This is a genomic window from Shewanella kaireitica (assembly GCF_023284045.1).
GTDB lineage: Bacteria > Pseudomonadota > Gammaproteobacteria > Enterobacterales > Shewanellaceae > Shewanella > Shewanella kaireitica.
Window position 1 is genome coordinate 45,551 of record NZ_JAKIKQ010000006.1, and the last position, 12,561, is coordinate 58,111.

The 12,561-nt window shown below is 41.7% G+C and carries 10 protein-coding genes; 6 read left to right on the forward strand and 4 right to left on the reverse strand.

Going from position 1 to position 12,561, the window contains the following annotated elements:
* Positions 1-267: 267 nt before the first annotated feature.
* The gene (locus tag L2730_RS10015) at positions 268-687 is read right to left on the reverse strand and encodes a hypothetical protein (RefSeq protein ID WP_248974472.1); all 420 of its coding nucleotides are present in this window, start codon (positions 685-687) and stop codon (positions 268-270) included.
* Positions 688-1,030: 343 nt separating this feature from the next.
* Between L2730_RS10015 and L2730_RS10020 the strand changes: the two genes are divergently transcribed.
* The 3 genes from L2730_RS10020 (at position 1,031) to L2730_RS10030 (ending at position 4,206) form a co-directional block, all read left to right on the forward strand.
* Complete coding sequence (locus L2730_RS10020) at positions 1,031-2,281, forward strand: Xaa-Pro dipeptidase (protein WP_248974599.1); 1,251 nt, start codon at positions 1,031-1,033, stop codon at positions 2,279-2,281.
* Positions 2,282-2,651: 370 nt separating this feature from the next.
* Positions 2,652-2,999, forward strand: a complete 348-nt coding sequence (locus tag L2730_RS10025) for a hypothetical protein (protein WP_248974473.1) — start codon at positions 2,652-2,654, stop codon at positions 2,997-2,999.
* Between the two features lie 367 nt (positions 3,000-3,366).
* A complete protein-coding gene (locus tag L2730_RS10030) occupies positions 3,367-4,206 on the forward strand; it encodes a phosphatase PAP2 family protein (RefSeq protein WP_248974474.1) in 840 nt (279 codons plus the stop codon).
* 721 nt (positions 4,207-4,927) lie between these two features.
* Here L2730_RS10030 and L2730_RS10035 read toward each other — a convergent pair.
* Positions 4,928-7,732: a glycine betaine ABC transporter substrate-binding protein gene (locus L2730_RS10035; RefSeq protein WP_248974475.1), complete on the reverse strand. Its 2,805-nt coding sequence runs from the start codon at positions 7,730-7,732 to the stop codon at positions 4,928-4,930.
* A gap of 230 nt (positions 7,733-7,962) precedes the next feature.
* Between L2730_RS10035 and L2730_RS10040 the strand changes: the two genes are divergently transcribed.
* Together L2730_RS10040 and L2730_RS10045 are read left to right on the forward strand one after the other, a co-directional pair.
* Positions 7,963-8,397 carry a hypothetical protein gene (locus L2730_RS10040; protein WP_248974476.1) on the forward strand — a complete coding sequence of 145 codons (435 nt, stop codon included), beginning with the start codon at positions 7,963-7,965 and terminating at the stop codon, positions 8,395-8,397.
* Between the two features lie 181 nt (positions 8,398-8,578).
* Positions 8,579-9,190 carry a hypothetical protein gene (locus L2730_RS10045; RefSeq protein WP_248974477.1) on the forward strand — a complete coding sequence of 204 codons (612 nt, stop codon included), beginning with the start codon at positions 8,579-8,581 and terminating at the stop codon, positions 9,188-9,190.
* 48 nt (positions 9,191-9,238) lie between these two features.
* Here the strand turns inward: L2730_RS10045 and L2730_RS10050 are convergent, their stop codons facing one another.
* A complete protein-coding gene (locus L2730_RS10050; protein WP_220740166.1) occupies positions 9,239-9,493 on the reverse strand; it encodes a hypothetical protein in 255 nt (84 codons plus the stop codon).
* A gap of 291 nt (positions 9,494-9,784) precedes the next feature.
* Here L2730_RS10050 and L2730_RS10055 point away from each other — a divergent pair, with 291 nt between their 5' ends.
* On the forward strand, positions 9,785-10,306 hold the full coding sequence (locus L2730_RS10055) for an AidA/PixA family protein (RefSeq protein ID WP_248974478.1): 522 nt from the start codon (positions 9,785-9,787) through the stop codon (positions 10,304-10,306).
* Positions 10,307-10,848: 542 nt separating this feature from the next.
* On the opposite strand, the gene groL is transcribed toward L2730_RS10055, so the two are convergent.
* The gene (groL, locus tag L2730_RS10060; RefSeq protein WP_248974479.1) at positions 10,849-12,501 is read right to left on the reverse strand and encodes a chaperonin GroEL; all 1,653 of its coding nucleotides are present in this window, start codon (positions 12,499-12,501) and stop codon (positions 10,849-10,851) included.
* Positions 12,502-12,561 lie beyond the last annotated feature (60 nt).

The window sequence follows — 12,561 nt, forward strand, 5'->3', positions numbered from 1 at the left end:
CCGCCACAGATAAATGGATATAAGTCTTTTATTTGATTAAATATAGTCGATGATGAGAAAAGCACATGTTTTTGAAGCGATGGCAGAGAAATGACTTATTGATGAGTAATAATATTATCGTAAAATAAGGAAAAAGAATGAAGATTGCCTGGAAGTATAGCGAGAACTTAAGCAGAGTCATGAATCGCTAAAGCATGAAACAATTCAGCTAAAGCCCACAGCGAGTGAGCTTAGCAAAATCGCGTAATTAGAACACTGAAAGCTGCTCTATAATCGGAGCCACTGCATTAACTCATTGGCTCCAATGACACCATACTGCCTTTTTATTAGTTTACCAGTAGGGTCAAACAGCAATACTTCAGCAGATTCAGCTCGATAAGTCGCGATCATCTTATCGCCATCTGGGGTGCCAGCTCTAGCTAACAAAAACAATGCATTATCACCAAGGTGAGCACGGGCTTCATTCATCTGCTCAGTTTGACTGTTGCTTATAGCTAAACCTGGATCATAGACAAACACGACTGCCGGTTTGCCAGAACCTATCTCTTCATGTGTGGCTTTAAAGCCTTTTGGCATCACCATCAACAACAACCAAACCGCCACAACAATTGATGCAATGACCCCAAGCACAACCCAAGGTTTTCGGCGACTCGCGCTCGAGCTGCTGTCAGGATTACGACTATCCATGATGATAAGCCTCTTTTATAAATGACATAATTAGCATTTTAGTTTAATAAACTTAGCTGAAATAAGTATTAAAAAAACCTTCACATCTAGCTCTGCAAATACACTGCTCAGCGAATTACTCTTTTTATTACAAGTTTACTCTGGCATCGCTTGTTTCTATTCAAGCGGCAAAGTAGATTAACAGCAAGTTAACATATATATAGTAATTACCTGCGTGCTCATTCCAATTAAAAATAATAAAGGGAAGACGATAAAAATGGATAAGAAGAGTAAAGAGTCTAAGACTTTAACTAAACACAAATTGAAAACCTACCTGCACTTCCCCTTAGCAGCAGCAATCGCAATGACGATGACGATGAGCTTGCCGACTCTTGCACAGGATACACTACTAATTGCCGATGCTTTCGTAGATGTCGCAGCAGGTAAAACCATTAAAGATGTTGCTATAGTGATTAGTGACAATCAAATAGCCCAAGTCACCCAACAGTCAAATATTCCGACGAATAATGATTACGATCTTGTCGATCTCAGTGGAAAAACCCTACTCCCAGGAGTAATGGATATGCATGTCCACCTATCTGGTGATGCAGAGGATAATTTTCTAGCAGCCCAGAATTATTCAGTTCCCCGCCAAACAGTTAAAGCAGTAAAAAATGCCAATAAAACCTTAATGGCTGGCTTTACCACAGTGCGTGATTTAGGTGCGTCTGGCTACGCTGTGATAGCGACTCGTGATGGTATCAATGCTGGAGAGATTGTGGGACCGAGAATTTGGGCCGTAGGTCATTCAATAAGCATTACAGGCGGGCATTGTGATGATAACTTCTCATCTCCAGAAAAGCAGGTAAAAGCACAAGGCGTGGCCGACGGCCCCTGGGCAATACGCGCAAAAGTTCGTGAAAACATAAAGTATGGCGCTAATGCTATTAAAGTATGCGCCACGGGCGGCGTATTTTCTAAAGGTACAAAAGTTGGTGTTCAACAGTTGACCTATGAAGAGATAAAGTCAGCCGTTGATGAAGCCCACATGCGTGGACTTGTTATTGCAGCTCACGCTCATGGAACCAGTGGTATTAAGGCATCAATAAGAGCCGGCATAGACAGTATCGAACACTGTAGCTTTATGGATGATGAAGCAATAACGATGGCAGTAAAAGCGGGGACATACCTTTCTTGTGATATTTACAATACCGAGTACACCCTCGCTTTTGGGGCAGCGAACGGTGTACCAGAGGCTAATATCAACAAAGAAAAGCGAGTATCACAAGCCCAACGAGATAGCTTTAGAAAAGCAGTTAAAGCTGGGGCAAACATGGTATTTGGTTCAGATGCCGCCATATACCCCCACGGCGATAACGGCAACCAATTCTCACGTATGGTTAAATTTGGCATGACTCCAACTCAAGCACTACAAGCAGCAACAATTAATAGTGCAGCCTTGCTAAAGCAAGACAATCTTGGGCAAATAAAGGTAGGTTTTTTAGCTGACATCATAGCTGTCGACGGTGATCCACTTAAAAATATTAGTCTTATGGAAAACGTCACTTTTGTGATGAAAGATGGACAAATATATAAACACATGATTAAAGACTAAATTATCAATCTTCTAGTGTGCAACAAGGGGGAACAATCCCTCTTGTTGACGCTTCTTGACTATTTTCTGTATTGCAGCTCATTAGTGGGTAATAACTAAACAGCATAGCTTCCGTCGTTATCATATTGCCCAGTTTGAAATACCATCGCCTCAAACGTAAAGTACGTTTCCCCTACAAAAAAAGCGATTAACCACAATAAAAATATGGCCTAATAAGGTTTGATATCACATTATTCTGAACTACATTAAATTAACAGCCGTATGCAGGGAACTAATGTAACCACAGAAAGCTCAACGAATAGTGTTTATAAATTTTTCTCGGCAAAAGCCCGGGATATTAAAAATAAAGAGGCAACATTTAATGAGAATAATGAGCAAAGTATTGATCAGTTCAACGATTAGCATCGCGGCATTAAGCACAGGTGTACAGGCTAGCGACCTTACCTGCAAAGTAAAAGGTGCTGATGATGTCGTTATGAAAAACATTACGATTTTGCGCTCTAACGAATCAATCGTGAAAATAGATGGCAGCTATAAATCACCGGTGATGAGCAATATCTATCGCATCGATGCGGTAGATGGCAAAGATATTAGCGCTACACCAACCTATTTATACTACAGCCAATATCCGCTAGCCGATCACCAACTGCTAGCAACCGTTCAAGTTGATGGACAAGAGGCTTTTAAAGGGCTTTGTACCGTCACAGAAGAGATGTAACCTCAAACAGTGATGCCTGAACAGCTGCGGCTAAGTATTACCAGAGCGATATAAAATAGTTTAATACTCTGGTAATGCCATCACTGTATCAATAAGCAACGTCATCGCGTCATAGATATTTTCTCAGTTAACTTGAACATTCCGCTAAGCCCACGACAAGCTCGCCTCCGCCGAGTCTAAAAGAGTAAATAATACGAGTCAGTATAAAACACTGCTCGCTCAGCGAGAGTTTAACCATTCTAAAGCACCACTCAAATTGATTGATAACGAGTCGATTCTATTCAGCTGCCGTAATCTTCCCACAATGACATTTTCTTCACTTTGCAAACAATACAATAGCGTCGACTTCATCCAACAAGAGAAAGGTATGACTAAATTCGACCAGGCCATTACCCAGCCAAACATCAACAAATCGGCTCTCGCAGGCTCAATATCAGCTCAAAATGATACTGGTTTTTTGTGGGGGTTATTCTTGCTAGTGGCAGCATTTATTTTACTAATGAAAGAAAGTGTTAATTACGCTTATTTCTTTAAGATCAATCAAGCCAGTCAACATTTTAACCCTGAGCTTTTAGCAAGCATTACCGACATGGGCAATGGGGTTGTTACGGGTAGCGTTCTAGTCATGATCCTTTGCTTCAAACCTGCTTGGATCTTGCGAGTGCTTCTTGCTGCCGTGATCTGCCTAGTGGTGACACATCTACTAAAAAGCTATTTTGATGCGCCGCGTCCAGCAGCACTGTTAGAGCAAATAAATATTATAGGCGATGTTCGTCACAGCAAGAGCTTTCCTTCAGGTCATACCGCTACCATTTTCTTACTCGCAGGCACAGCCTATCTGTCATCTCGACGATTGCTCAGCAGAATATTCTTTGTCTCTTTAGCAATCATAGTCGCTGTATCGCGGATTTCAGTCGGTGCCCACTGGCCGATTGACTTAGCATTAGGGGCTATTATTGGCTGGCTCAGTATTTATACTGCATCACTCATCTGTAAAGAGAGATTACTATCACCGCGTTACCAATACCTTATTTTAACGGCATTGCTGTTGCTGCTTGGCACCTTGAGCGCTATAAGCAAGAATGAATTCCCGCAAATGCCTATTGTAGAACAACTGCAACAACTGTACTTGGTCGTGGCTGCATTTAGTTTATATGTCAGTTATTTATTCAACCGCTATATGACAACTAGCAATATTGCTCATTGAGTTAAGAGGTCATCAAAAGAGGCGAATAATGGTTTTTTCGCCCCTGATATCTAACTAGAGTGTCCATTATTTTTTATCATCACCCAAATTAAAAATAGGTATAGAGCGACCACGACAAACCATTTCAAGCCAAGCACAATAAAACTACTTATAGTCATAATAATCCTCTTTAACTCTTCAATCGCTAACTTGTTGGAGTGAATTCACAGGGGGACATAAATAGCAGTGAATTACCGCCATCATCAGTATTCCGAAGTAAGCAGCTGCATGGTTGAGATACTCAAGCTGCGCGATAACCGCCATACAAACAGCAAGCATGGGCAACAATTGTGAAGTAAGAAATTCTTGGTAAGGTGTAAATGTCATGGCTTAGTATTTCTCACTCGGTCACTTACAACTCATTACAGCTAAATGTAAGCACCTAACGTTATGAGTCAGTTTATAGAGCAGAGATTAAGCGATAGTTATTGTAATATGAATGAATATGAGAAATTCAATTCTGCTCGATGAGCGGTTCGATAGTCCTGCAATTATCTAAGTATTCTGACCCGCGTGACCGGTTTGGCCGTCACAACAGTGGGCTTGAATGCCAGCTATTTAACTTGGCCGACGAGGGAAGTACAGCAATTGATATCACTATGGATAATGGTGCGAAGATATAGACAGTGTTGCAAGCAGGCAGAGCGCGTTAGCCACTCTGCCCTTTTAATTGTGATTTAAGTTACTTGGAAGCCGACAAGTCAAATCCAGTTAACCACTCAAGAATAAGATCTTGATGTGATTCAATCCATCCATCTGCAATACTCTCAGGAGTTTCACCAGCTCTCAATTTGGCGAGCATCACAACCGACTGCTCATTTTCAATTTTAAAATGGTTCAGTAACGTAACTAACTCATGGGATTTTTTAGCTAGTCCAGCTCGGTAAGCGACGCGGATCTCTGTTTTAGGCCACGCAGTTCCCATATCCGGTACTTCAGCATAGTCACGATTAATCTTTTGCCAAAGTGCAGCATCATGTGGCGCTTCATCAAGAAAATGAACATGTTGATTCATAAACAGTGCATCAGGGTAATAACAGAAAAACAGGCTAGGCACTCCACTTTGGTTATTACGCTCAATAAGCATATTCAAGATATCTTGATCGAACGTATGGTAGCGGTAGAAAGCGCTTAAGCCGTATGCTGATAAACGTCGCTTCTCAACATCAGCTGAAGTCCAGTCTGCCGTCCCCACCCAAATGTCACCTTTGTTATCGCCGTTAAGGTCAAAGTGGCTGGCAAAATCATCCTTAGTGAGATCGCCATAAGACAGTTGTTTGTGTCCTATGCCAATGTCGGTATAACACAAGCCCTGTGAACCTGTTACAGCTTGTTCACCAAGAGACACGCTGCCAAATGCTCTGACATAACGGCGGATAAATTTACTATTATTCTCCAGCCAGAGGTCAGGATGAATATCGACACTCCCCTCCTCATCATCCATTTCGCTAAATACTTGCTTACTCGACATCGAAATCATCGCAGCATCTAACTCAGTATGCTGATTAATGATCCCCGCTAAGATATGCCCTTTTATTTGTGCACTCGGCCAATCAAGCAAGGCAATATTGATCTTAGTTTCATGAGTCGTTCGCGTCGAAACTAATGGCGAGCTCTCAAAGGAACGTTGCTGTTGCAGTGACTCATACAAAAAGCTATAACCAAAACCGACAAACAGCAGAGCAAAGATACTGAAAATCCAATATGCTTGCCCGCGAGTGCCACTTGAGGCCGATTTAGTTGCTATCGCATCATCTACCTGCTGCATCGCTAGGCTGATATCATTTTCAACTTGAGGTTCAGCAGATCTAGATTTAATGTAGCGCATTAAATTTGTACAAACTAATGCATGATCATGGCGAATTTGCGCATACCGGTCTCGCTCATAAATGATAAGCAGTAGATAGATAACAGAAGCACCGACAATAAGCGCAAACAAACCCGCCGACAGCGTTTCAGGGCGAAAAACTAATGAAAAGAAAACATTAGCGGCCCCCAGAAATAATAAAATAACAAACTCTTCTGCGGGGATCCTATCGCTCTCCATTGTCATCAACTTATTGCCAACTTTGAATAGCTCTAAAATACGATCTCTTTCAGCAGGCTTATTCTCCAACATCGGCAATAGTGCGTACTTGAGCTTTTCAGCTCGTAGCTGGTTACTATCAAGCTGTTTAAAATTGAAAAATGCTCTGACAAAACTATGCAAATTCCACAGCACGTATTGCTTTATCTTGCCTACGTAGGCGACGGTTTCCTCAGAACGATCATTCTTATCATGAAGTTCTAACACTCCAAAAACCTGTTCACTGAACTCACCGAGTAAGCTTTCACGTTCGCGGTTCAACGAGGTCGTTCTATCTAATGCAAAAGTCGCTAACAGAGCAAAAAATACCGTCGATACAGCCAGTAGATCATAATAGCTATCGATTGCAGAAACCGGAGCAAATAAGATCCAAATACCAATACTACAGACGGATACAAACAGCACTAACAATGATGACCGCAAAGGGTATCGAAGGCCTAAGAAAATATTGGATGAAACAATCAATACCGATGCCACAGCTTCGTACTGATTCAACATTCTACCTTGCATAATCGCAAGGATCAGCACGGCTCCAACCGGCATTAAATACCACAATGCACTTATAGATGCATTCTCAGCACTAAACACTGATAGATCGTACAGCAGACTACCTAATGCCAAGATCGCCACACCAACAAACATCAATAGCAATACATTACTGAGATCGAACGCAGGAATCGCTTCTCCAGAAATCCATAGCGCAGCAATCAACAACGGCGCAGCAACAAGTCGCACACCAGTCTCGGTAAGCAAACCTCTTTTAAAACTACTCAAGTTGAGCTTTTTGCTATCAGATACCTCACTCCAGGCATCCATACACTTCATCCGAAAATAACAGTTTACAGCCATAGCCAAACCACCAAGGGCTGCGAGCCCCATGGTTTCAAGCATCGGACTATCGAGTAATAACCAGTCGGCAATATCTACATTCGGCGCCGTTAACACTAAAAAGCCTGCAAAAGCGGCTCCCGAAAAAACATAATCATTAATGCTCGTTTTTCTCTTACTGCGTCTGAGGATGCTGTCAATATAGAAAAATAAAATAGGCCAGGTTTCAAAAACCAAAATGGCTATAACATCAAAGTCTTCCGAAACACTTAATGCCGCATAGAGCAGCAGATGGTTGGCACAAATTAATATGCCTGAGAACAGGGTTGGCAGTGAGATCTTGCTAAAGGAGTAGCTGTTAAGCACGTTACTGGCTTTAACTTTTTCACGACCAATAAACAGACTCATGACACACAATAACGTTGCTAAAGCAGCAAAAGAGTGCGCCACTGCAGCTACATAGAAAACGTTGGTTTGATCGACTAAATGGTTAACGACAGGAGGGTATAACATCCATAACCCTACAGCGATAATCATTAAGGCCACAGGATGACTTACGAGCCTAGTTAACATCGATCTCACTTCGCCACTCACTTATGCAAACAATTGATAATACTTGCAAAACATCTTACCCAAAAACCAATAAAAAATAATCAACTATTTCAGAACATAACAAATAAACTGCAGTCACCGCACACAGCAAACAGTACAACTAAATGATGACCCCTTTGCAGTGATTAACGCTAAAGTGTCGACACTATTTGCCGATAACTGGCTATAATCTTCACCTGCATGGAATAGCAATGAACATATCAGGTATCAATTCAACAGCCTCTATCACTCAAAACATGCAACAAGCAGAGATCAAAGTCAGATCGGATGCTACGCCAACCCAAGCATCTATGTCGCAAACTATAGAGCCAGATAGCGTGTCGATATCGGATGCAGCACAAAAGAAGTTATCGACTGAACTCGGCACTGCAATGCATAAAAATAGTGCCAACACCAAAGCCCAGCAGAGTGAACAAGTTGATACCCGAACTGAGACAGAAAAGAAGATTGATAAGCTCAAAGAGGAACTCAAAGAGCTAAAAGAACAACGCCAAGCACTGGCCAATGATCATTCTGAAGCCGCTGAACAGAAACGCAAAGATATTGATGCGCAAATGATGATGCTTAATGTACAACTAACTACTTTGCTAAAAGCCCAAAAAGATGAAGCTGAGAGTGGCGCCTAGCAGAGTAATATCATCGAATTAGTGACTTCTATGATTCAACTTATTCTTACAACGACGTAAAAAATTAAAAATAATTAATTTTTTCCATTAAATTCAAACACTAAAAATAATGCATAATAACTGAAATAGATAAAACAATAATATTAACAATTGGTAATATTGGGTGATATGCGGATTAAAAATGGATTTTTACAATAATCTACTAACGAATTATGCCAAAGAAATAAAATCAGCCTTTAAAGGAATCACATTCCTGTTAATGGTATTCATTATTTACAGCGTGTTAAAGCAGGAACAAGAAACCAAGTACTCGCAATACTTTTTCGACAATCAAAAAAAGTTTGAGCAACTATCCAAACTAACCTGTTCATTACTCGATAGTGATTTATCTAGGCTAGAATATCAAGTCGGTGAATACTACAATAGAGAACCATTTTTCAGTATTCCCAGCACCTATCCAGACAATGAATATGAGTTTAAGTGGCAGCGTTTAAACGAATACGCGCCTGGAGTTGAAAAAATACTGCAGCAGATAGATCAATTGCTTGTTGACTTAGATCTTGAAGATCTGACGGCTACAGAGATAGCCGGTGAGTGCAGGATTTTTAACTACCTTTGGGGCTGGGGAATGAATGGTGAGGGTCAATTCATGCACTACGTATTTAATCCACAAACTGTATACCCATATAACCCAAGTATTCATCGAGAATCGCATAGAGATCGCTCGACACAAATCGACTTTAGCATTGCTTTATCTGCAGGTTGGTATCTAACTTACTCCAATACACCTTAAACCTTCAGCAATAGAGTCGAGTCTTTTATACTCGACTCACAATACAGCTTAGCGACGCTTAGGTTTATCCCTTGCACCTGCAAGCCTGCCAAAAAATTCACTCAGACCCGTCTGCTTTCTAATGCGTTCCGCCCAAAAGCCACCAATAATAAAACCGACAGCGCCCCAAGCGATGACGGTGAGCGAATTAAGCTGACCTGATTGCAAACTCAATACAACTCCAACAAAAAGCCCTAAAAGTGTCGGCGATGCAGCGATAGCCAGCCACTGCAGCGAATAGACAAATAAACTCACTAATCTCATTGGTTCTCCTTAACCCTATATTAAAGCTAATAAAGCATACAGCTAAAACAACACCTTACGACATATTATGTCAAAAATACACCATTGAATGCCAAGCAGCCAAACCTAACTGACTGCTACCTTCTTTTAATATGCCAGCATAAAACCAAAAAACAATTAGGTTGTTTAACAGGCCATTACTAGAGAAGAGTTCCAGAAGGCACATAAGTTTAATTATCTCTAAATTAGGTAGCAGATACGGAATTGACGTATCGACTCGATAATCTCACATTTTATAAAAGGAGAAATATTATGTCTGAAGTAATCGATGTATTAATTGAAATGGATTTAGAAAGTATGCCTGAACTGAGCCAAGATAAGGCTAATCCAACAAAAGGGCTAAACAATTTTATCTTTCTCAGAGTTAAAGACGCTAATGGAGTGACTGGACAAGGTGGTGCAGAACTCAGGATAAAAGGTGAAGTGGGTGATAACGTGCGATGGCGCTCAACGTCACTAAGCGGAAACTTTGAAAAGTCAGTAGTACTTTATAACTTCGCATCACAATCAAGCCAAGGAGGTGAGATATCAACTCCTGCACTTCATGGTGGAGTTAAAAATGAGAAAACATTAACAACCAAAATTATGACACCTGAACAAGGTGGCCTGCCGTTATCTACTGAACTCATTGCTACACCATACAACTATATGGAATCTAATCTTGAAGCGCACGGCACCATCACCTACCAATTCTCATTTCAAGTGAATGATAGTGGCAGTGGCGAACTGATTGGATATGGAACCTGGGATCCATTTATCAATATTGAAGATTAAAAACAACTCATAAAAAATATGGGGCAAGAGTAAGCTTTTTACTCTTGCTCCACTCATTCGTAGAACTACAAAAGGATCCGTCAGGGTCAGAGTAAACTTTAACTAAACAGCTCTTAACCATCTAAAATCAAAAAGCCCCGATACCGTTAAGTATCGAGGCTTTCTATTATTCTTTTACAAGAAGTGGCTTTAGCGTTTAAGCTTCAGACCGACAACGTATTTTACGTAGGGTAAATCGTGTTAGAACAAGGCGCTTTACCACGACGTTTAGCTTTCTACTCTTAACTGTTTAGAGTGGTGAAGCAACGCAGCTATCCCCTGAGGTGCAACGCCATAGCAAACTCCAGACATAAAAAAACCGATACTGTTAAGTATCGGCTTTCTCTATTCTTTTACAAGAAGTGGTTTTAGCTTTTAAGCTTCAGACCAGCAACGTATTTTACGTAGGATAAATCGTGTTAGAACAAGGCGCTGTGAGCGACGTGTAGTTCACCTACACGAGCGAGCAGCAACGCAGTTATCACCGATTTAGACCAGTAAAATTACATCATGCCGCCCATACCACCCATTCCACCCATACCACCCATGCCGCCCATATCAGGTGCACCAGCTGCATCTTGTGGAATTTCGCCAACCATTGCTTCAGTGGTGATCATTAGACCAGCAATTGAAGAAGCAAACTGTAGCGCGCTACGAGTTACTTTAGTTGGGTCTAGGATACCCATCTCTAGCATGTCACCGTATGTGTCGTTACCAGCGTTGTAACCGTAGTTACCAGTGCCGTTCTTAACGTTGTTAGCAACAACTGAACCTTCTTCGCCAGCGTTAGTTGCGATTTGACGTAGTGGCGCTTCCATTGCACGTAGTGCGATAACTACACCGTGCTTCTGGTCTTCGTTGATAACTTCAACTTCACCGATTTTGCTTGCTACGCGTACTAGTGCTACACCACCGCCAGCAACCACACCCTCTTCAACCGCTGCGCGAGTTGCGTGTAGTGCATCTTCTACGCGAGCTTTCTTCTCTTTCATTTCAACTTCTGTTGCTGCGCCAACCTTGATTACGGCTACGCCGCCAGCAAGTTTAGCCATACGCTCTTGAAGTTTTTCTTTGTCGTAATCTGACGTTGATTCTTCAGCTTGGATCTTGATTTGAGAAACACGTGCTTTGATTTGTGTCTCTTCACCAGTACCGTCAATGATAGTTGTGTCATCTTTAGTGATAACAACACGCTTAGCTGTACCTAGGTCTTCTAGAGTGGCTTTTTCAAGCTCTAGACCAATCTCTTCAGCAATAACGGTACCGCCAGTTAGGATTGCGATATCTTGTAGCATTGCTTTACGACGGTCGCCAAAACCAGGGGCTTTAACAGCAGCAACTTTAACGATGCCACGCATGTTGTTCACAACCAATGTTGCTAATGCTTCGCCTTCAACGTCTTCTGCAACGATAAGCAGCGGCTTACCTGTTTTAGCTAGACCTTCAAGGATAGGGAGCAATTCACGAATGTTTGATACTTTCTTATCAACCAATAGGATGAATGGCGTTTCTAGTTCAACACTGCCAGTCTCTGGCTTGTTGATGAAGTAAGGGGACAGGTAACCACGGTCGAACTGCATACCTTCAACAACGTCTAATTCGTTTTCTAGTGCTTGCCCTTCTTCTACAGTGATAACGCCTTCTTTACCAACGCGCTCCATCGCAGTTGCGATGATTTCACCGATAGTTTCGTCAGAGTTAGCTGAGATTGTACCCACCTGAGCGATAGCTTTAGTGTCGCTACACTCTTGAGAAAGATTTTTAAGCTCGCTAACTGCAGCGATAACCGCTTTGTCGATACCGCGCTTAAGATCCATTGGGTTCATGCCAGCAGCAACCGCTTTAAGACCTTCAGTTACGATAGATTGAGCTAGAACTGTTGCGGTAGTGGTACCGTCACCAGCAGCATCATTGGCTTTAGAAGCAACTTCTTTAACCATTTGTGCGCCCATGTTTTCGAACTTGTCTTCAAGTTCGATCTCTTTCGCCACTGAAACACCATCTTTAGTGATAAGTGGAGCGCCAAAGCTCTTGTCTAGTACAACGTTACGACCTTTTGGGCCTAAAGTAACTTTAACTGCGTTTGCGAGTACGTTTACGCCGGCAAGCATTTTTACGCGAGCGTCGTTTCCAAATAATACTTCTTTAGCTGACATGTTTATTATCCTTTAAATTCTTTTCGTTCCGTTGACGTGGCTTAGCCTGCCATCAACGGT